The organism is Flavobacterium sp. 38-13, assembly GCF_001899155.1.
GTDB classification, from domain to species: Bacteria; Bacteroidota; Bacteroidia; order Flavobacteriales; family Flavobacteriaceae; genus Flavobacterium; species Flavobacterium lindanitolerans.
Window position 1 is genome coordinate 125,809 of record NZ_MKVG01000018.1, and the last position, 22,205, is coordinate 148,013.

The window sequence follows — 22,205 nt, forward strand, 5'->3', positions numbered from 1 at the left end:
GAAGCTAATATATATATACGATGTCATCAAACAAAAAATACTGGAAAAGTGTTGAAGAACTAAACGATAATAGTTCTATTGTTGAGACGCTCAGAAATAACGAATTCGCAGAACCAATTCCTGTGGAAGAGTTTTTAGGAGACAAAGAATCATTATCAGCAACATCAACATCACGTCGTGATTTCTTAAAATATGTAGGATTTAGTACAGCAGCAGCATCTTTGGCGGCTTGTGAAGGTCCGGTAATTAAGTCGATTCCTTACGTAGTACAGCCGGAAGAAATTATTCCTGGTGTTGCAGATTATTATGCAACAACGATGGCTGACGGATTTGATTTTGCTAACATCTTGATCAAAACCCGTGAAGGTCGTCCAATTAAAGTTGAAAACAATATTGTTGACGGAGTAAAACTTAGTGCTAATGCAAGAGTTCATGCTTCCGTTCTTTCTTTATACGACAGTACTCGTCTAAAACAGCCTAAAATTGCAAAAAAGGCCGCTTCATGGTCTGATGTTGATGCAAAAGTTAAAGCTAGCTTAAACGATGCAAAAGCAAATGGAGGTCAGGTAGTATTACTTACAGGAACAATGGCGAGTCCATCTACTGATAAGCTGATTGCTGAATTCATTGCAAAGAATCCTTCTGCAAAACATGTAGTTTATGATGCGGTTTCTGAATCCAATGCTTTGGATGCTTTCCAAATGGCATATGGAGAAAGAGCTTTGGCAGATTACGATTTCTCTAAATCAGAAGTAATCGTTTCTGTTGGTGCTGATTTCTTAGGAGACTGGCAAGGTGGAGGATTTGACTCAGGATATGCAAAAGGACGTGTTCCGAAAAACGGAAAAATGTCTAAGCACATCCAGTTGGAGTCAAATATGTCTTTATCAGGAGCAAATGCTGATAAGCGTATACCATTGACAATTACGGACCAAAAACATGCTTTGGTTAAAATTTATAATATCATCACAGGTGCTTCTGTTGGAACTCAAAAAATTGCAAGAGAAGAGGAAGTGGTAAAAGCGGCGCAGCAGCTTAAATCGGCAGGATCAAAAGGGGTTTTGGTTTCTGGTTTGGATGATTTAAATGCACAATTGCTTGTGTTTGCTATCAACAATGCATTAAAATCCGAGGCATTCAATCCTTCCGGTGCAAGATTGACCAGAAAAGGTGATGCTAAAGCAGTTGCTCAATTAGTAGCTGATATGAAAGCAGGTAACGTTCATACATTGATTATGAATGGTGTAAACCCGGTTTACACACTTGCAGCTTCAAAAGATTTTGCTGAAGGCTTGAAGAAAGTAAAATTATCAGTAGCCTTCTCTTTGAAAGAAGACGAAACTGCTGTTCTTTCTACAATTGCCGCTCCGGCTCCTCACTACCTGGAATCTTGGGGAGATGTTACAATTTCTAAAGGAAATTACAGCATCATGCAGCCAACGATTCGTCCATTATTCGATTCAAGACAATTCCAGGAAGCTATTTTGCTTTGGTCTGATAATTCAACTTCTTATTACGATTACCTAAAAGCTGTCGGTTCTTCAATTGCTTCAGGAACAACCTGGAACAAATTGGTTCACGATGGTGTTTATGCTACGCCTGTAACTGCCGTTTCTGGTGGTAATGCAGATTATGCTAAAGCAGCTTCTGATTTGGCTCAGGCTAAAAAATTAGGTGAATTTGAATTGGTTCTTTATACTAAAACAGGAATGGGAGACGGCCAGCAGGCTAACAACCCATGGTTGCAGGAATTCCCGGATCCGATTACGCGTGTTTCATGGGATAACTATGTAACAGTTTCAAGAGCTGATGCTGAAAAATTAGGAGTAGAAAACTACAACGTGGCAAACGGAGGTTTGAACGGAAGTTATGTTTCTATCGAAGTTGGTGGAGCGAAACTGGAAAAAGTTCCTGTTATCATCCAGCCAGGTCAGGCAGTAGGAACAATTGGTGTTGCTTTAGGTTATGGCCGTAAAGAATCATTAAAAGAAGAAATGCAGGTAGGTGTTAATGCCTACGCATTATATGCAGGTTCAAATGCAAATCAAGGCGCGAAAGTTGCTAAAGTTAGCGGTGATCACGAATTTGCCTGCGTTCAGTTGCAAAGAACATTGATGGGAAGAGGAGATATTCTTAAGGAAACGACTCTTAGCGTATTCAATGACCCTAAAGTGGATGCCAGCGTATGGAACCCGGCTCCAATGGTTTCGTTAGACCACAATCCTGTTAAGGCAAATACAGTTGACTTATGGGATTCGTTTGACAGAACAATCGGACACCACTTTAAATTGTCTATTGACTTAAATTCATGTACAGGTTGTGGTGCTTGCGTCATTGCTTGTCATGCTGAAAATAACGTTCCTGTTGTAGGAAAAGCAGAAGTTAGAAGAAGCCGTGATATGCACTGGTTGCGTATTGACAGATACTATTCTTCTGAAGAGACTTTCGCAAAAGACAACGAGAAAAAAGAAGGATTCGAAGGATTATTCGGAGATAAAGGTTCTCTTGGAGGATTTGGAGAAATGGAACACCCTTCAGATAACCCTCAGGTAGCATTCCAGCCGGTAATGTGTCAGCACTGTAACCACGCTCCTTGTGAGACTGTTTGTCCGGTTGCTGCAACATCACACGGTCGTCAGGGACAAAACCACATGGCTTACAACAGATGTGTTGGAACCCGTTACTGTGCTAACAACTGTCCGTACAAAGTACGTCGTTTCAACTGGTTCCTGTACAACAAAAACTCTGAATTCGATTTCCACATGAATGATGATTTAGGTCGTATGGTGTTGAACCCGGATGTAGTTGTTCGTTCAAGAGGGGTTATGGAAAAATGTTCATTCTGTATCCAGTCAACTCAAGCTGTCATCTTGAAAGCGAAGAGAGAAGGAAGACCGGTTAAAGAAGGTGAATTCAATGATGCTTGTGCTTGTTCTGCAGCATGTACTTCAGGTTCGATGGTGTTTGGAGATGTAAATGAGAAAGAAAGTCCTGTAGCTAAATTAGAGCAAGACCCAAGAATGTATCATTTGCTAGAACATGTTGGAACAAAACCTAATGTATTCTATCACGTAAAAGTTAGAAATACCTAGTCATAAATAATTAATTAAGAAACAAGATAAAGGATTATGTCGTCTCATTACGAAGCACCCATTAGAAAACCTTTAGTTATAGGTGATAAATCTTATCACGATGTAACAGTAGATGTAGCTGCACCTGTTGAAGGGAAAGCCAACAAACAATGGTGGATTGTATTTTCAATCTCCCTAGTCGCATTCCTTTGGGGATTAGGCTGTATCATATATACTATCTCTACTGGTATCGGTTCATGGGGATTAAATAAAACAATTGGATGGGCTTGGGATATCACTAACTTCGTTTGGTGGGTTGGTATCGGTCACGCTGGAACGCTGATTTCCGCAGTACTTTTATTATTCCGTCAAAAATGGAGAATGGCGATTAACCGTTCTGCAGAAGCAATGACCATCTTCTCGGTTGTTCAGGCGGGTCTTTTCCCAATCATTCACATGGGTCGTCCATGGTTAGGATACTGGGTATTGCCAATTCCAAACCAGTTCGGGTCACTTTGGGTTAACTTTAACTCACCGTTGCTTTGGGACGTATTCGCGATTTCTACGTATCTTTCTGTATCATTGGTTTTCTGGTGGACAGGTTTACTTCCGGATTTCGCAATGCTTAGAGACAGAGCAATCACTCCTTTCACAAAAAGAATTTATTCAATCTTAAGCTTCGGTTGGAGCGGTAGAGCAAAAGACTGGCAACGTTTCGAAGAAGTTTCTTTGGTTCTTGCAGGTTTGGCAACGCCACTTGTACTTTCTGTACACACAATCGTATCTTTTGACTTCGCAACATCCGTAATTCCAGGATGGCATACTACAATCTTCCCTCCGTACTTCGTTGCGGGAGCGGTATTCTCAGGATTCGCAATGGTAAACACCCTGCTTATCATCATGAGAAAAGTTTCTAACCTTGAAGCTTATATCACACTACAACATATCGAATTGATGAACATTGTAATCATGATTACAGGTTCTATCGTAGGTGTGGCTTATATCACTGAGTTGTTCGTTGCATGGTATTCAGGTGTTGAATACGAACAATATGCATTCCTGAACAGAGCTACAGGTCCTTACGCTTGGGCTTACTGGGCGATGATGACATGTAACGTATTCTCTCCTCAGTTCATGTGGTTCAAAAAATTAAGAACAAGTATCATGTTCTCTTTCGTTATCTCGATTGTGGTAAACATCGGTATGTGGTTTGAGCGTTTCGTAATTATCGTAACTTCATTGCACAGAGATTACCTTCCATCTTCCTGGACAATGTTCTCACCAACATTCGTTGATATTGGAATATTTGTCGGAACAATCGGTTTCTTCTTTGTATTATTCTTGTTATATGCTAGATCTTTCCCTGTGATTGCTCAAGCAGAGGTTAAGACAATCTTGAAATCTTCTGGAGAAAACTATAAAAAACAAAGAGAAGAAAATAAACATTCACACCATGAGTAATAAAGTTATATACGCTATTTATAATGATGATGACGTGCTTATGGATGCCGTTAAGAAAACACGTGCAGCTCATCACCATATTGAAGAAGTTTTCACGCCTTTTCCAGTTCACGGATTGGACAAAGCAATGGGAATATCTCCAACCCGATTAGCAATCTGTGCTTTCTTATACGGATTAGTAGGTCTTTCTGTGGCAACAACAATGATGAACTACATCATGATTTCTGACTGGCCTCAGGATATCGGTGGAAAGCCAAGTTTCAGCTATATCGAAAACATGCCGGCTTTCGTTCCGGTTATGTTCGAGATGACTGTTTTCTTTGCTGCCCACTTAATGGTAATCACATTCTACATGAGAAGTAGATTGTGGCCATTCAAAAAAGCAGAAAACCCGGATGTAAGAACTACAGACGATCACTTTTTGATGGAAGTTGCAGTTCATGGAGACGAGAATGAATTAGTTGCATTCTTTCAAAATACTGGAGCAGTAGAAGTTAAAGTAATAGAAAAGCATTAAGAGTAGATATGAAAAGTTTATATAAAATAACACTTTTAGTAGGAATCGCGATAACAGCAGTTTCTTGTCACAACAAGAGAAAGCCAAATTATCAATACTTTCCTAATATGTATGAATCAGTAGGTTATGAAACCTATTCTGAGTCTGGTGCTTTTAAAGATGGAAAAGAAGGGCAATTGCCTGCAAAAGGTTCAATTCCAAGAGGTTTCCAGCCTTATGAATATGAAAATTCAACAGCCGGTTATGAATTGGCAAAAGCTAATTTGAAATCTCCATTAGATTCAATTGCAAGAAATTCTGACAAGGGAGCGAAGCTATTCGGTATCTATTGTGCAATCTGCCACGGAGAAAAAGGAGACGGAAAAGGTAACCTGGTTAAAAGAGAGAAATTCTTAGGTGTTCCTAGCTATGCTGATAGAGTTATCACTGAAGGAAGTGTTTTTCACGTAGAGACTTACGGATTGAATGCAATGGGTTCTCATGCGAATCAATTATCTGTTGAAGAGCGTTGGATGGTTGCAGCTTATGTGATGAAACTAAAAAGTGAATTATAATTGTAGAACAAACTGATCTTAATAGATATGTACACATTTTCAAGCAAATTAAAAACCTTTTCTATTATCCTTATGGTTGTAGGTATCCTTGGGGTAGGATATAGTTTTTTAACTGCACCAAAAAATACAGCTGAAGTAGAGGAAATCCTTAAGAAAGAAGCAGAAGAGCACGGCGGACATGGCGGACATCATGAAGCAGTGGCTGGCCATGACAAGCATGAAGCTCATGGAACTGCTACAGAAGCTCATGAGACAGTAGCAGCCGCAGAAGCTAAACCTGAAGCTTCAATGGCAGATTCAGTTCATGTAGATACAATTTCAGTTACTAAAGATACAGCTCACGCAGTTGCAGCAACAGAAGAACACCATGATGATCATGCTGCTGTTGTGGCTCACGGTCATGACAAAGCAGAAGGCGGTCATGATGATGCTCATGCAGCAGAACACGCAAAACACGTAGAGCACGTTTTCCACCAATTAAAAAACAAGCCTTGGGCAGCCGTTTATGTAGCAGCATTGTTTTTCATGTTGATTTCATTAGGTGCATTAGCATTCTACGCAATCCAACAGGTTGCTCAGGCAGGATGGTCTCCGGTTTTATTTAGAGTAATGCAGGGAATCACGGCTTATTTGCCTTGGGGTTCTATTATTGTATTTGTTCTTTTGGCACTTGGAGCTTTCCACGTACACCATTTGTTTGTATGGATGGACGCAGATTTATTAGACCCTGCAAATCCTAAATATGACAAACTGATTGCAAACAAATCAGGCTACCTGAACGAATATTTCTGGTTAATCAGAGCGGCAGTTTTCATCATCGGATGGAACCTTTACAGATATTTCTCAAGAAAGAACTGTTTGGCTCAGGATCAGGCAAGCGACAACGCTTTCTACAAAAAGAACTTCAAAATATCAGCAGGATTCCTCGTATTCTTTATCGTAACAGAATCTATCATGTCCTGGGACTGGATTATGTCTGTTGACCCTCACTGGTTCAGTACATTGTTTGGATGGTACGTTTTCGCAAGTTTCTTCGTAAGCGGTATTACAGTAATCGCTATGGTTACATTGTACCTGAAATCAAGAGGATACTTGGAATATGTAAACACAAGCCATATCCACGATTTAGCTAAATTCATGTTTGGTATCAGTGTATTCTGGACTTACTTATGGTTCTCACAATTCATGTTGATCTGGTATGCGAATATTCCTGAAGAAGTAACTTACTTCATTACAAGAATCGAGCAATACAACCTGCCTTTCTTTGGAATGGTTGCCATGAACTTCCTTTTCCCGGTATTGATTTTGATTAATACAGACTTCAAACGTTTGACCTGGATTGTTGTTATGGCTGGTGTTGTTATCCTGGCAGGTCACTACATTGATTTTTATAATATGATTATGCCGGCTACTGTAGGTGACCGTTGGTTCATTGGTGCAGGTGAAATTGGAGCGATATTCTTCTTCCTTGGGTTATTTATCTTCGTAGTCTTTACAGCGCTATCTAAATCTCCTCTATTGGCTAAGAGAAATCCATTTATTGAGGAAAGTAAACATTTTCATTATTAATATTTAAAGAAAAAAACAGATGACAAGTTTGTTGGTAATTATAGTTTTAGTTTTATTAGCTGTTGCGATTTGGCAATTAACTAAAATTTTCGATTTGACTCAAATTGGCGGTCTAAGTGATAACTCACAAGTTGCCAATGACAGAGACAATAATATTAATGGATATATGATGTTTGCCTTTCTGGGTTTCATATATGTTACGACAATTTATTGCATAATTAAATTTGGTCACTTCCCATTAATGAGCAACTCTGCTTCTGAACACGGGCAGGATGTAGATAACCTGATGTGGATTTCGATGATTTTGATCTTCACTGTTCAATTCATTACTCAGGCTCTTTTGCACTACTTCGCATTCAAATACAGAGGTAAGCAGGGAAAGAAAGCATTATACTTTGCAGATAATGATAAATTAGAGTTCATCTGGACTATTATTCCGGTAATCGTATTGGCTGGTTTAATCTTATACGGATTGTATGCATGGACAAACATTATGTTTGTTGACGAAGATGAAGATGTTATCGTAGTTGAACTATATGCAAAACAATTCTCATGGGAAGCCAGATATGCAGGTGAAGATAACGTGCTTGGAAAAGCAAACGTAAGATATATTGAAGGAGTTAACACTCTAGGTGTTGATGTGTCTGACCCTAATGCTCAGGATGACAAAGTAGTAACAGAGTTACACTTGCCAAAAGGTAAAAAAGTATTGTTCAAGATGCGTTCTCAGGACGTATTGCACTCTGCTTACATGCCACACTTTAGAGCTCAGATGAACTGTGTTCCTGGTATGGTTACTCAGTTTGCATTTGTTCCTACTAAGACTACGGCTGAAATGCGTCAGCATCCGGATATTGTTGAAAAAGTAGCACACATCAACGAGCTAAGAGCTAAGAAAAGTGTTGAATTAGTGAAAAAAGGGGAGCAGGGATTAGATCCTTACAATTTTGATTTCCTATTGCTATGTAACAAAATTTGCGGACCTTCTCACTACAACATGCAAATGAAGATTGTTGTAGAAAGTGAAGCTGATTTCAAAAAATGGTTAAGCGACAAGCCAACATTGGTTTCTGCAGTTAAAGCTGAAAAAGAGCCTAAAGCAGAAGAAGGTGCAGCAGCACCGGCAGATACGACAAAAGCTCCAGTAGCAGATACAACTAAAGTTGTAGCAGCCAATTAATAATTAGTATATCTTTTAAATAAAATTTAAATTATAATATATGTCAGCAGTAGGTCACGATATCGATCACGGACACGATCACGAACACGAACACCACCATAAAGATACCTTCATCACGAAGTATATCTTTAGTATCGATCACAAGATGATTGCCAAGCAGTATTTGATTACTGGTATCATCATGGGTATTATTGGTGTGGGAATGTCAATGCTTTTCAGAATGCAATTGGCCTGGCCAGAAGAATCTTTTGGCGTGTTCAAATTTTTCCTTGGAGAGAAATTCGCTCCGGGAGGAGTAATGCGAAACGATGCTTACCTTGCTTTGGTTACAATTCACGGAACAATCATGGTATTCTTCGTTTTGACTGCCGGATTGAGCGGTACGTTTAGTAACCTCTTGATTCCATTGCAGATTGGTGCGCGTGATATGGCTTCCGGATTTATGAACATGATTTCATACTGGTTGTTCTTCCTTTCAAGTTTGATTATGGTGATTTCTCTTTTCGTAGAGTCGGGACCAGCATCTGCAGGTTGGACAATTTATCCTCCTCTTTCGGCTTTGCCTCAGGCAATTCCAGGTTCAGGTACAGGTATGACATTATGGTTAGTATCTATGGCTATTTTCATCGCTTCTTCTTTGATGGGGTCGTTGAACTACGTAGTAACTGTTATCAACTTAAGAACTAAAGGGATGTCAATGACAAGATTGCCACTTACAATCTGGGCTTTCTTTATTACTGCTATCATTGGTATCGTATCTTTCCCGGTTCTTTTATCAGCTGCATTATTATTGATTTTCGATAGAAGCTTTGGTACTTCATTCTTCCTTTCTGATATCTATATCGCTGGAGAAGTATTACACTACCAGGGAGGTTCTCCGGTATTGTTCGAGCACTTATTCTGGTTCTTAGGACACCCTGAAGTATATATCGTATTATTACCGGCTCTTGGTATTACATCTGAAATTATTGCAACAAACTCTCGTAAGCCAATCTTTGGTTACAGAGCGATGATTGCTTCTATATTAGCGATTGCATTCCTTTCAACTATCGTTTGGGGTCACCACATGTTCATCTCGGGTATGAACCCGTTCCTTGGATCGGTGTTTACCTTCACAACATTGTTGATTGCAATTCCTTCTGCTGTAAAAGCATTTAACTACATCACGACCTTGTGGAAAGGGAATCTGCAGATGAACCCTGCGATGCTTTTCTCAATCGGATTGGTTTCTACGTTCATTACTGGTGGTTTGACAGGTATCATCCTTGGAGATAGTACTTTGGATATCAACGTTCACGATACGTATTTCGTGGTAGCGCACTTCCACTTGGTAATGGGTATCTCTGCACTTTACGGAATGTTTGCCGGAATCTACCACTGGTTCCCAAGAATGTTCGGTAGAATGCTAAACAAAAACTTAGGTTATATTCACTTCTGGGTAACTGCTATCTGTGCTTACGGAGTATTCTTCCCAATGCACTTTATTGGTATGGCAGGTCTTCCAAGACGTTACTATACAAACACAGCTTTCCCGTTATTTGATGACTTGCAAAACGTAAACGTATTGATTACTGTATTTGCTTTAGTTGGAGGAGCTTTCCAGTTGGTATTCCTTTGGAACTTCTTCGTAAGTATTTTCTACGGAAAGAAAGCAGTTCAAAACCCATGGAGATCTAATACTTTGGAATGGACAGCTCCGGTAGAACACATTCACGGAAACTGGCCTGGAGAACTTCCTGAAGTTCACAGATGGCCATACGATTACAGCAAGCCTGGCTTTGATGATGATTTCGTTCCGCAAACAGTGCCAATGAAAGAAGGCGAAGAAGAACTTCACCATTCATAAATTATAAAAAGAATAAAAAAATCCGTTTCAAGAAATTGAAACGGATTTTTTTTTGAAAAAAAATTAGGTTTTTTGTCCAATTTCAAAATCCCGATTGTCATTACAGTATATAACAATTAAAACTTCAAATAAAATGGAACAAAGAATCAACATTCATGTAAAAGGACAGGAAGCCATGAAAACACTTTTCGGGATTGGTGCCTACCTGAAAAAATCACCAGTAGAATTGGCACTTTTAGAATTGGTTTATTTTCGAGTATCTCAAATTAACGGTTGTGCCTATTGTTTGGATATGCATTCAAAAGATGCCCGTGCAAAAGGCGAAACAGAACAGCGTTTATATGGTTTGAGTGCCTGGAGAGAAGCGCCTTACTACACCGAAAGAGAAAGAGCTGCATTTGCCTGGGCAGAAGCACTGACTAAATGTGAAGTGACAGATGCGGTCTATGCAGAAACAGCATCGCAATTTTCGGAACAGGAATTAATTGATCTGACTTTGGCAATTACGACCATCAATACTTGGAACCGAATCAACATTGCTTTTCCTCATGCAATCGGAACCTACAAAGTTGGCCAGTTTGGCTGATTTTTAAATTGGAAACTTTCACTACATTTAATAATTTCAAAAACAGTATAACATGAACGAGTTCGTATTAATAATCCGTAGAGATATGATCAGTAAGGATGCAACACCATCACCGGAACAAATGCAGGCAGCAATCAAACCATTCCAGGATTGGATTGGCGGTATAGCGGCCCAAAACAAATTAGTTGCGCCACCCAAAAGATGGGATTCAGACGGTAGGGTTGTAAAAGAGGATAATGTCGTGACAAACGGACCTTATGCCGAGATAAAAGAATCGGTAGGAGGTTTGTTCTTAATCAGGGCAGAGAATTATGAGGAAGCCGTTGAAATTGCCAAAGGATGTCCTATTTTAAAATGGGGTGCCAGTGTTGAAGTGAGAATGGCTGTTCCAACAGAGTAGTTTAAAAGATGAAAGACAGCCAACTGTTGCACAATTTATTCAGGACAGAGTATCGGAAACTGGTTTCGGTACTCTGTTACCTCTTTGGTATCAAACACATAGAAATTGCAGAAGATATTGTTAGCGATACATTTCTTGCTGCTACAGAAACATGGAGTTTAAAAGGCATACCGGATAATCCAACGGCATGGTTGTATACCGTCGCCAAAAATAAAACCAAAAACCATCTTAAACGCAATGTCTTCTTTGAGCAGAAATTATCCCCCGAGTTTAAATATGCTGCCCAGAAATCGGAAGAAATAGTAATAGACTTATCTGCCAGAAATATTGCAGATAGCCAGTTAGCCATGATTTTCACGGTCTGTGACCCGTGTATTTCGACAGAATCGCAGGTGGCTTTGGCTTTGAATCTGCTTTGTGGTTTCGGAATTCGGGAAATTGCTGATGCTTTTTTGACGAACAAAGAAGTCATTTACAAAAGAATCAACCGAGCCAAGGAAAAGCTGAAAGCAGAAAACATAAAAATACAACAGCCTACTATACTGGAGATCAATGACAGGCTGGAACCGGTTCTCACAACCTTATACCTGTTGTTTTCGGAAGGATATTATTCTTCTTCACAAAATACCATCTTGCGAAAAGATCTTTGTGCCGAAGCCATGCGGCTTGTGCATCTGCTAATGGAGAACAAAGCGACCAATAAGCCATCCGTAAATGCGCTATTTTCCCTAATGAGCTTCCATTCGTCACGATTTGATGCCAGAACCAATGAAAAGGGCGAAATCGTCTTATATGACGACCAGGACGAAACAAAATGGAACCAGGAATTAATTATCCAGGGAACCTATTTCTTAAACCAGGCGTCAACCGGAGACAGAATAACGAGGTACCATCTTGAAGCCGGAATTGCCTATTGGCATACGCAGAAAGAAGACACCGATGAAAAGTGGGACAATATTCTCCAACTTTACAACAGTCTGCTCATATTAGAATATTCACCAATTGCAGCACTCAACCGTACTTTTGCATTAGCCAAAGTTCATGGTAAAGAAAAGGCAATTCAGGAAGCAGAAAAGCTAAATTTAAAAGATAACCATTTTTACTTTTCACTGTTAGGACATCTGTATACTGATTTTGACAACCAAACAGCGTTGGCACATTTTAATACTGCTTTCAAATTGGCAAAATTGGAAACAGACAGAAAAACCATTACAGAAAATATTAAGAAACTTGTTTATTAGGATTGACTCTCCTCAGATTTGGGCTTTGTAATATAATAAACAGGAATTCCCGCCAACATAATGGCAACACCCCAGCCACACGTTTCAAGCCTTGTAATCAAAAGCGAAATACACAAGGCAGAAGCAGTAATGATATAAAGTATTGGTAGTACAGGATAGCCAAAAGCTTTATAAGGGCGTTCAGCATCAGGCATTTTTTTTCGAAGTATAAATATGCCGTAAATGGTCAAAATGTAAAAGATAATAACAATAATCATCACATAATCCAGCAGGGCGCCATATTTTCCGGTAAGGCATAAAACCGAAGTCCAGATGCATTGCGCCCATAAAGCCCAGGCAGGAACACTGGCGGTATTGAGTGCGGCAGCTTTTTTGAAAAACAATCCGTCTTTTGCCATTGTGTAATACACTCTTGCTCCGGCCATAATCAGCCCATTGTTGCAGGCAAAAGTGGAAATCATAATCATAATGGCAATAATCAAAGTACCAATATTACCGAAAATATAGTTGGATGCCACTACAGCCACCCGGTCTGATTTGGCAAGAGCAATTTCTTCAAATGGCACAACAGCCAGATACATCAGGTTGGCAAGGATATAAAGAACAGTCACAATAAAAGTTCCCAAAAATAAACTCAATCCCACATTACGTTTTGGATTCTTCATTTCTCCGGCAATAAAAGTCACGCCATTCCAGGCATCACTGGAAAATAACGAACCCACCATAGCGGCTGAAATTCCGGTTATCAATGCCGTACCGCTAATAGGCAACCATGATTTGGTATCGGCATTATAGGATTTTGTATTCCAGGCATCTGCCCAATTGGCATTCCAGATATCTGCTTTTGCAGCCATAAACAATCCAAAAACAACAAGGCCAAGAAGCGAAAGAATTTTAATAATAGTCAAAACAGTCTGAAGCGTTTTGCTGTTTTTAACACCGCGGCTGTTGATATAGGTCAGCAGTATAATCGTAATGATAGAAACAATCTGTGCCGCATTTAATTTAAAAGAGCCAATCGTAAATAAAATATTTTCATCGCTCAAAGGCTCATACAAATAAGCCGCGAATTTTGAAAAGGCAACACCAACCGCTGCAATCGTGCCGGTTTGTATAACGGCAAAAAAGCTCCAACCATATAAAAAAGCAATCAGTTTGTTGTAAGCTTCTTTAAGATAAACATATTGTCCGCCCGCTTTTGGGAACATGGAGCTCAACTCTCCATAACTCACTGCGGCAATAACGGTTATCAATCCGGAAATGACCCAGATTAGCGTCAGCCATCCGGCAGAACCGACCTGTCTGGCAATATCGGCACTCACAATAAAAATTCCGGAACCAATCATGGAACCCACAACGAGCATCGTTCCATCCAATAATCCTAATTCCCGCTTTAAATGATTGTCTTCTTGTTGGTCTTTCATATAATTTTTTAAGGTTGTTTGTTAATTTGTGTTAAAGATATTAAAAAAACCTTATTTTGACTGGTGTCGATTTTTTCTGTACCTTTCCTCATTCCCTAACTTTAAATTTTTTTTGCTATGAGTGATAAATATGCTGACATTCCATTGGTTCAAAATCAGGACAAGAGAAGATTCGAAATGGAAGTTGAAAATCATATAGCCTTTATTGAATACATCATCAACAAAGACAACATCATGTATCTTACACATACCGAAGTGCCAAAAGCTTTGGAAGGTAAAGGCGTAGGAGGAAGCATGGTTGAGAAAGCCCTGAATTTCGTTAAGGATAACGGATATACTTTAGCGCCACTTTGCCCGTTTGTTGCGGCCTATCTGAAAAGGCATCCGGAATGGCAATCTATTTTGGCCAAAGGCTATAATGTAGGGTAATTAGCCCGGACAGGAAATCAACATTTTCTCTATCTTTGCCAGATGAATGCAAATCTAGATCCAACAAGCAACAATTACAATTCAGAAGAACTTGATTTTGAAAAAAGATTAAGGCCTTTGTCCTTTGATGATTTCACAGGGCAAGATCAGGTATTGGAGAATCTGAAAGTATTTGTCCAGGCAGCTAATCTTAGGAAGGAAGCATTAGACCATACGTTGTTTCACGGACCTCCGGGTCTGGGAAAGACGACGCTTGCCAATATTTTGGCAAACGAATTGGGTGCCGGTATCAAGATTACGTCTGGTCCTGTTTTGGATAAACCCGGAGATTTGGCAGGACTGCTCACCAATCTTGAAGAACGCGATGTGCTTTTTATTGATGAAATCCACCGTTTGAGCCCTATTGTGGAAGAATATTTATATTCTGCAATGGAAGATTTCAAAATTGACATCATGATAGAATCAGGTCCAAACGCCAGAACTGTACAATTAAATCTGAATCCGTTTACACTTGTTGGGGCTACCACGCGATCCGGATTACTGACAGCACCTATGCGTGCCCGTTTCGGAATCCAGAGTCGCTTGCAATATTACACGACAGAACTTCTGACTTCAATAGTTGAACGCAGCTCGGCAATCTTAAAAATGCCAATTACAATGGAAGCAGCGATCGAAATTGCCGGAAGAAGCCGTGGAACTCCCAGAATTGCCAACGCATTATTACGAAGAGTACGTGATTTTGCCCAAATTAAAGGAAATGGGAAGATTGACATAGAAATTGCAAAGTTTTCATTGAAAGCCCTGCATGTCGATGCCCATGGATTGGACGAAATGGACAACAAAATCCTGACAACAATTATTGATAAGTTTAAAGGAGGGCCGGTAGGATTATCGACCTTGGCAACAGCAGTTTCAGAAAGCGGAGAAACGATTGAAGAAGTCTACGAACCGTTTTTGATTCAAGAAGGTTTTATTATAAGAACCCCTAGAGGAAGAGAAGTTACTGAAAAAGCCTATAAACATTTAGGGAAAATCAGGGCAAATATCCAGGGAGGACTTTTTTAAATTTAAGATTTAAGATTTCTGACTTCTGAAATTTAGGATTTAAGATTTTTGATTTGTGTTGTGGGGTTGAAGAGAATAAGATATAAGCCATTTAAAATAATTATGCACGACCTCGGAAGAATTAAAAGCAAGAACAAAAAGTTCTCGTTAATGGTAATTGATGTGGTAGAAAAACTGCCAAATACAATTTCAGGAAGGGCAATTGCCAATCAGATAGTTAGAAATGGTACTTCGGTAGGAGCAAATTACAGGGCTGTTTGTAGGGCAAGAAGTGATAGGGGATTTATTTCCAAAATGTCAATTGTCATCGAAGAAGCTGATGAAACCTTATTTTGGATAGAAATTCTTCAAGAGAAAAAATGGATTGATTACACACAACTAAACCAAATCTGGAAAGAAGGAAACGAACTAACAGCAATCTTTGTCAGCACAGTCAAATCAATAAAATCCCGCATAAACAAATCTTAAGTCTAAAAGTGTAAAGTCACAAGTCTAAAGTCACAAGTCTAAAGTCATAAATCAAAAATCATAAATCAAAAATCCAAATACACGCAATTTATAAAATCCGAAGCCCAGCGCCTCGGATTTATTTCTTGTGGCATATCTAAAGCAGGATTTTTGGAAGAAGAAGCTCCAAGATTGGAAGCATGGCTAAAGAATAATGCCCACGGACAGATGGGTTATATGGAAAATCATTTTGACAAAAGATTAAACCCCACGCTTTTGGTTGACGATTCAAAAAGCGTCATTTCGTTATTGTTGAATTATTATCCGGAACAAACCCAGATAGCAGACAGCTATAAGATTTCAAAATATGCCTACGGACAGGACTATCATTTTGTCATAAAGGAAAAACTAAAGGAATTCCTTTTTTCGATTCAGGAAAATATCGGTGAAGTTTCGGGACGGGCGTTTGTAGACTCGGCTCCGGTTTTGGATAAAGCCTGGGCGGCCAAAAGCGGGTTAGGCTGGATTGGCAAAAACAGTAACCTTTTGAGCAAACAGGTAGGCTCTTTTTTCTTTATTGCGGAACTGATTGTCGATTTGGAACTGGAATATGATACCGCTGTAACAGACCATTGTGGCTCCTGTACAAAATGCATCGATGCCTGTCCTACAGGTGCGATTATTGCTCCCTATGTAGTTGACGGAAGCAAATGCATATCCTATTTCACTATAGAATTAAAAGACAACATTCCTCAGGAAATGAAAGGCAAATTTGATGATTGGGCTTTTGGTTGCGACGTTTGTCAGGATGTCTGTCCGTGGAACCGGTTCTCCAAACCTCATAACGAACCATTATTCAACCCGAATCCGGAATTGCTTTCCATGACCAAAAAAGACTGGGAAGAAATCACAGAAGAAACATTTCGGGCCGTTTTTAAAAACTCCGCTGTTAAGCGTGCCAAATATGATGGCTTGAAACGGAATATTGATTTTTTAAAATAGATGAAAAATTAGAAAAAGTATTTCGGGTTTATATTTTTATTTTGCGACTCCAGATTGAAAAAAGCTGCTCGCAAAGACGCTGAGCCGCAAAGTTTATGAAGGAAATCATTAGAGTCACATTCATTATGTGGTATAGACTTCCCAAATCCGCGTAATTAATCCGTGATAATCCGCGCTTAAAATAAAAAAAGAATTGAATGGAAACCTTTTAAAATCAGATTTTTTATTTGCGACTCTAGGTTGAAAAAAGCTGCTCGCAAAGACGCTGAGCCGCAAAGTTTATGAAGGAAATTTATTAGAGTTGCATTCATTATGTGGTATAGAGTTCCCAAATCCGCGTAATTAATCCGTGATAATCCGCGTCTAAAAATAAAAAAAAACAAGCCTTTCAAAACAGATTCCTTTATATGGTCTAAACTTTCCAATAGACAAAACTTTAAATAAAAAAGCCTCACTAATGAGGCTTTTAGTATTATTTCTTGCTTTGAATCCAATTATTAATCTTGTCTTCCAGTATTTTTAAAGGCAAACAACCTGATTCCAGAACCTGATTGTGGAATTCCTTTATTGAGAATTTGGCTCCCAATTCCTTTTCAGCTTTAGTACGAAGCTCGCGTATTTTCAATTGCCCTATTTTATAAGACAAAGCCTGTCCCGGAATCGCCATATAACGTTCGATTTCAGCAACAATACTTTCAGCCGGTTCTGCTTCATTTTCCATAGAATATTGAATAGCCTGTTCGCGGGTCCAGCCTTTGGTATGCAATCCTGTATCTACTACAAGACGAATGGCGCGGTGCATTTCAGCACTCAACATTCCAAAATATTGATACGGGTCCTGATAAAGTCCTAATTCTTTTCCTAAGGATTCGGTATACAGTGCCCAGCCTTCACCATAAGCATTAAACCATATCGTTTTTCTAAATTCCGGAAGGCTGGTGTTTTCCTGCTGCAATGAAATTTGATAATGATGTCCCGGTATTGCTTCATGTAGGAACAAATCTTCATCAGCATAGAAGTTGTATTTCTTAACGTCTGGAATTGGAACGTAGAAAATACCCGGTCTCGTTCCGTCAACCGAACCCGGATTGTATTCCGCACTGGCTGATTTTTCCCTAAAAGCTTCGGTTCTTTTCACAACAAAAGGCGTTTTAGGTTTTAAATCAAAAAGCTTATCCAGATTTGGCTTCATCTTTTCATGAATCGCATTGAAGTTGTCGATGACCTGTTGTGGTTCAGTAAATGGCATCAGCTCTTTTTTGTCACGAACATAATTAAAGAAATCCTTCAGGCTTCCCTTGAATCCAACCTGGTTTTTGACTTTTTCCATTTCGGCAGAAATACGCGCTACTTCATTCAGACCTAACTTATGGATTTCATCAGCCGTAAGGTCGGTAGTCGTATAACGTTTAATAAGATGCTTGTAATAAGCGTCACCTTGCGGAATAGCATTAATGCCACTTGTAGTCCTGCTTTTTGCCAGATAGTCTGTGCTCACATAATTGTATAAGTTTTTAAGAGACGGTACTAATTTTTCAGTAATCAGTTTTGTGTAGTTGTCTGTAATCGTTTTCTTTTCATCCTCTGTAAATGTTTTTGGAAAAGCATTTAGCGGAGCATAAAATATATGGGTCTTGTCTTCTTTGGCCAAATCTTTTAATTGAGGAATTACTTTTAAGGTCAGTGCTTTTGGCAGCACATATCCTTTTGAAACGCCTTCTTTCATCTTGGCTTCAGCAGTAATAACCCAATCGTTAAAACCATTTAGTCTTTCCAGCCAGTTGTTATAGTCTTCTACAGTTTTGAATGGCTGTGCGCTTGAACCGCTGGCATATTGGCCTATCATCAAAGGCATTCCTTCAAACTGGTTGATAGGCATCAGGTCTTTTCTGAATGTGAGAGCTTCCAGATTTGCATCACATTCCCAAGCCAGTATTGCTTTACTTAGCTTGTCATTTTCAGACAAAGTAGAATCGTCAAATTTTGCGAGTTCCTCTTTGTATTTTGTAAAAAACGCTTTTATTTTAGCGATATAGTCATCACTAAGGTCATTCGGAAGCAGGTTGTTATAGCGATTGTCGCCTGCACTGGTCGCTTCCAGAGGGAAAAGTTTCAGCCTTTCCTGATAGTAGTTTTCTAATATTGTTTTCAGTTTTTCATCCTCTTTTTTAGAAGTCTCTCCCTTTTCTTTTTGGCAAGATTGAAGGCTGGCGGTAATAATGCATAGCATTAAAAGCAGTTTTTTCATAGTTGCAATGAATTTGTAAAATTTATGAAGCATTGTTGATGATAACGAAATGTACAAAAAATAATAGAACATAAAATACATTCGTTAAAATGATTGTTTATTTGGCAAAATACTCTTAAACATAATATAAAGAAAAGAATAGCATTAAAAGTTTCTCAGTTTCATTCAGACTTTTACCTTTGTAAGTCCGAATAAAATATACAAAAATGAACAAGTACAGTAAAAGAAGAGAAGCGCTGTTATATCATGCGAAACCATCGCCTGGGAAAATCGAAGTCGTTCCAACCAAAGCATATGCAACACAGAGAGATCTGTCGTTAGCCTATTCGCCGGGTGTAGCCGAGCCTTGTCTTGAAATTGCGAAGGATGTAAATAATGTTTATAAATATACAGCAAAAGGAAACCTGGTAGCGGTAATTTCAAACGGGACTGCCGTTTTAGGATTGGGAGATATTGGTCCGGAAGCATCAAAACCGGTAATGGAAGGGAAAGCTTTATTGTTTAAAATCTTTGCCGATATTGATGTTTTTGATATTGAAGTAGATACTAAAGACGTCGAAAAGTTTATTGAGACGGTAAAAAATATAGCTCCAACTTTTGGAGGAATCAACCTGGAGGATATTAAAGCTCCGGAATCATTCGAGATAGAAAGAAGGTTGGTTGAAGAGTTGAATATTCCTGTAATGCATGATGACCAGCACGGGACTGCAATTATTTCATCAGCCGCCTTACTTAATGCTTTGGAATTGGCCGGAAAGAAAATTGAAGACGTAAAAGTGGTGGTTTCCGGTGCCGGTTCTGCGGCTTTGGCTTGCGCTAATCTATACGTATTGCTTGGAATTAATCCTGAAAATGTTATCATGTTTGATAGAAAAGGTTCTCTTTCTAAAAACAGAACAGATATATCTGACATGCAAAGGAAATATGCCAATGGAGAAAAAAGCATAACGCTGGAAGAAGCATTGGTTGGTGCCGATATTTTCCTTGGGCTTTCTTCCGGAAATGTAATGTCGGCAGAAATGCTGATGCAAATGGCAGAAAACCCGATAGTTTTTGCGATGGCGAATCCAATCCCGGAAATTGACTATCACCTTGCCGTTGCAACCCGTAAGGACATTATTATGGCTACCGGCCGTTCGGATTTTCCTAACCAGGTAAACAACGTATTGGGCTTCCCGTATATTTTTAGAGGAGCTATCGATGTACGTGCGTCAAAAATCAATGAAGAAATGAAGATGGCTGCCGTAAAAGCATTGGCTTTATTGGCAAAAGAAACCGTTCCGGAGCAGGTAAATATTGCGTATGGAGAAACCAAACTGGTATTCGGAAGAGATTATATCATCCCGAAACCATTTGACCCGAGATTGATTTCCGTAGTGGCTCCTGCAGTTGCCAAGGCAGCGATGGATTCCGGAGTGGCAGCAAATCCAATTCAGGATTGGGATAAATACAGAGAAGAATTAATGGAACGTCTTGGTTCCGATAATAAAATGGTTCGTTTGTTGGCCAATCGCGCCAAAACTGACCCGAAACGTGTGGTTTTTGCTGAAGCAGACCACTTAGACGTATTAAAAGCAGCGCAGATTGTTCTGGAAGAAAAAATCGGAACCCCGATTCTTCTTGGAAATCGCGAAATCATCCAGGAACTGAAAGAAGAATTAGGCTTTGATGCCGATGTTCTTATCATCGACCCGAAAACGCCTGAAGAAGATGAAAGAAGATTGCGTTATGCCAATTCATTCTGGGAAGCCAGAAGAAGAAAAGGAACCAGTTTGCTGGATGCTCAGAAATGGATGCGCGAAAGAAATTATTTCGCAGCCATGATGGTCAATGAAGGTGAAGCTGATGCTTTGGTTTCGGGCTATTCCAGAAGTTATCCGTCTGTCGTAAAACCAATGATGCAACTTATTGACAAAGCACCGGGTGTTTCTAAGATTGCGACAACCAATATGATGATGACAAAGAGAGGCCCGATTTTTCTGTCGGATACCGCTATAAATCCAAATCCGACTGCTGATGAGCTGGCAAAAATCGCATTGATGACAGCCAAAACTGTACGTATGTTTGGAATGGAACCGGTCATTGCCATGGTATCTTTCTCAAACTTTGGTTCCTCTAATGATGAAGGAGCAAGAAAAGTTGCCGAAGCCGTTGCCTATCTTCACAAATACTATCCGGATTTGGTTGTTGATGGAGAAATCCAGGCCGATTTTGCTTTGAATTCTGAAATGTTGCAGCAAAAATTCCCATTCTCTAAACTGGCAGGCAAAAAAGTAAATACGCTTATATTCCCTAATCTGGAATCGGCTAACATCAATTATAAGATGCTGAAAGAATTGGATAAGTCGGTTTCAATCGGACCAATCATGATGGGAATGGACAAGCCTGTTCACATCTTCCAATTGGGCGCAAGTGTAGAAGAAATGGTAAATATGGCCGCTGTTGCAGTTGTTGATGCACAAGAAAAAGAAAAAAAGCAAAAATCCATAAAAGTCAATTTTTAACGTATTTTTTTGTTGATGAACAATTAGATGAGGCTCAATAAAAGTTTTTCGTTACATTTGGGATTTATTTAACAATTCATGATAGCGCATTTACAAGGAAAATTAGTGGAAAAAAACCCTACAGAAGTTGTGATTGACTGCAACGGAGTAGGGTATCATATTAATATTTCACTTCATACTTATTCTTTGATTCCTGACTCGGAAAACATTAAACTTTTTACTTATCTCCAGATTAAGGAAGATGCACATGTACTGTTTGGATTTGCCGAAAAATCTGAAAGAGAAATCTTTAAATTGCTTTTGTCTGTTTCCGGTATCGGAGCAGGTATTGCGCGGACTATGCTGTCTTCGCTGGAACCAAAGCAAATCATCCAGTCTATAGCTTCGGGCGATGTGGCAACCATCCAATCCATTAAAGGAATTGGCAGTAAAACAGCACAAAGGGCTATATTGGATTTGAAAGATAAAGTGTTAAAAGTGTATGATTTAGACGAAGTTTCTATTTCACAAGACAATACAAACAAAGACGAAGCGTTATCTGCTTTGGAAGTTCTTGGATTTAACAGAAAATTGGCGGAAAAAACTGTAGAAAAAATTGTTAAGGAAAATCCAAATGCAAGCATTGAAAACATTATTAAACTAGCCTTAAAAACCTTATAAT

Annotated in this window: 18 protein-coding genes; 16 read left to right on the plus strand and 2 right to left on the minus strand. The window is 39.2% G+C overall.

The genetic code is table 11. The features are described from left to right. The first annotated feature begins 20 nt into the window (after nt 1-20). From BGO88_RS12965 to BGO88_RS13010, 10 genes are all read left to right on the plus strand, one after another. Nucleotides 21-3,092 (plus strand): TAT-variant-translocated molybdopterin oxidoreductase, encoded by a 3,072-nt coding sequence (locus BGO88_RS12965; RefSeq protein ID WP_286707132.1) that lies wholly within the window; start codon nt 21-23, stop codon nt 3,090-3,092. A 36-nt stretch (nt 3,093-3,128) separates the two neighbouring features. After that, the gene (nrfD, locus tag BGO88_RS12970) at nt 3,129-4,532 is read left to right on the plus strand and encodes an NrfD/PsrC family molybdoenzyme membrane anchor subunit (RefSeq protein WP_056068052.1); all 1,404 of its coding nucleotides are present in this window, start codon (nt 3,129-3,131) and stop codon (nt 4,530-4,532) included. Next, nucleotides 4,525-5,049, plus strand: coding sequence for a DUF3341 domain-containing protein (locus BGO88_RS12975; RefSeq protein WP_056068054.1), 525 nt, complete (start codon nt 4,525-4,527; stop codon nt 5,047-5,049). Before nrfD ends, BGO88_RS12975 begins: the two co-directional genes overlap by 8 nt. Nucleotides 5,050-5,057: 8 nt before the next feature. Next, the gene (locus BGO88_RS12980; RefSeq protein WP_056068057.1) at nt 5,058-5,603 is read left to right on the plus strand and encodes a c-type cytochrome; all 546 of its coding nucleotides are present in this window, start codon (nt 5,058-5,060) and stop codon (nt 5,601-5,603) included. Nucleotides 5,604-5,630: 27 nt separating this feature from the next. Next, nucleotides 5,631-7,172, plus strand: a complete 1,542-nt coding sequence (locus tag BGO88_RS12985; protein WP_286707133.1) for a quinol:cytochrome C oxidoreductase — start codon at nt 5,631-5,633, stop codon at nt 7,170-7,172. Between the two features lie 19 nt (nt 7,173-7,191). Then, nucleotides 7,192-8,352, plus strand: coding sequence for a cytochrome c oxidase subunit II (locus tag BGO88_RS12990; RefSeq protein ID WP_056068062.1), 1,161 nt, complete (start codon nt 7,192-7,194; stop codon nt 8,350-8,352). Nucleotides 8,353-8,392: 40 nt separating this feature from the next. Further along, entirely contained in the window at nt 8,393-10,198 is a 1,806-nt protein-coding gene (locus tag BGO88_RS12995; protein ID WP_056068063.1) for a cytochrome c oxidase subunit I, read from the plus strand. A 133-nt stretch (nt 10,199-10,331) separates the two neighbouring features. Further along, a complete protein-coding gene (locus tag BGO88_RS13000; protein ID WP_273236660.1) occupies nt 10,332-10,784 on the plus strand; it encodes a carboxymuconolactone decarboxylase family protein in 453 nt (150 codons plus the stop codon). Between the two features lie 52 nt (nt 10,785-10,836). After that, complete coding sequence (locus tag BGO88_RS13005) at nt 10,837-11,184, plus strand: YciI family protein (RefSeq protein WP_056068462.1); 348 nt, start codon at nt 10,837-10,839, stop codon at nt 11,182-11,184. An 8-nt stretch (nt 11,185-11,192) separates the two neighbouring features. Then, nucleotides 11,193-12,425 (plus strand): RNA polymerase sigma factor, encoded by a 1,233-nt coding sequence (locus BGO88_RS13010; RefSeq protein ID WP_286707134.1) that lies wholly within the window; start codon nt 11,193-11,195, stop codon nt 12,423-12,425. On the opposite strand, the gene BGO88_RS13015 is transcribed toward BGO88_RS13010, so the two are convergent. After that, nucleotides 12,422-13,849, minus strand: a complete 1,428-nt coding sequence (locus BGO88_RS13015) for an APC family permease (RefSeq protein ID WP_286707135.1) — start codon at nt 13,847-13,849, stop codon at nt 12,422-12,424. The two genes, BGO88_RS13010 and BGO88_RS13015, sit on opposite strands and share 4 nt — an antisense overlap. A gap of 117 nt (nt 13,850-13,966) precedes the next feature. Between BGO88_RS13015 and BGO88_RS13020 the strand changes: the two genes are divergently transcribed. The 4 genes from BGO88_RS13020 (at nt 13,967) to queG (ending at nt 16,792) form a co-directional block, all read left to right on the plus strand. Further along, nucleotides 13,967-14,278, plus strand: coding sequence for a GNAT family N-acetyltransferase (locus BGO88_RS13020; protein ID WP_056068070.1), 312 nt, complete (start codon nt 13,967-13,969; stop codon nt 14,276-14,278). Nucleotides 14,279-14,320: 42 nt separating this feature from the next. Next, on the plus strand, nt 14,321-15,343 hold the full coding sequence (gene ruvB, locus BGO88_RS13025; protein ID WP_286707136.1) for a Holliday junction branch migration DNA helicase RuvB: 1,023 nt from the start codon (nt 14,321-14,323) through the stop codon (nt 15,341-15,343). A 102-nt stretch (nt 15,344-15,445) separates the two neighbouring features. Beyond that, a complete protein-coding gene (locus BGO88_RS13030) occupies nt 15,446-15,811 on the plus strand; it encodes a four helix bundle protein (RefSeq protein ID WP_286707137.1) in 366 nt (121 codons plus the stop codon). A 57-nt stretch (nt 15,812-15,868) separates the two neighbouring features. Continuing rightward, on the plus strand, nt 15,869-16,792 hold the full coding sequence (queG, locus tag BGO88_RS13035) for a tRNA epoxyqueuosine(34) reductase QueG (protein WP_286707170.1): 924 nt from the start codon (nt 15,869-15,871) through the stop codon (nt 16,790-16,792). A 472-nt stretch (nt 16,793-17,264) separates the two neighbouring features. Here queG and BGO88_RS13040 read toward each other — a convergent pair whose 3' ends face one another. Then, a complete protein-coding gene (locus tag BGO88_RS13040) occupies nt 17,265-19,040 on the minus strand; it encodes a DUF885 domain-containing protein (protein ID WP_286707138.1) in 1,776 nt (591 codons plus the stop codon). 206 nt (nt 19,041-19,246) lie between these two features. Here BGO88_RS13040 and BGO88_RS13045 point away from each other — a divergent pair, with 206 nt between their 5' ends. Both BGO88_RS13045 and ruvA read left to right on the plus strand, forming a co-directional pair. After that, the gene (locus BGO88_RS13045; protein WP_286707139.1) at nt 19,247-21,544 is read left to right on the plus strand and encodes an NADP-dependent malic enzyme; all 2,298 of its coding nucleotides are present in this window, start codon (nt 19,247-19,249) and stop codon (nt 21,542-21,544) included. Nucleotides 21,545-21,622: 78 nt separating this feature from the next. After that, nucleotides 21,623-22,204 carry a Holliday junction branch migration protein RuvA gene (ruvA, locus tag BGO88_RS13050; protein WP_101471264.1) on the plus strand — a complete coding sequence of 194 codons (582 nt, stop codon included), beginning with the start codon at nt 21,623-21,625 and terminating at the stop codon, nt 22,202-22,204. Nucleotide 22,205 lies beyond the last annotated feature (1 nt).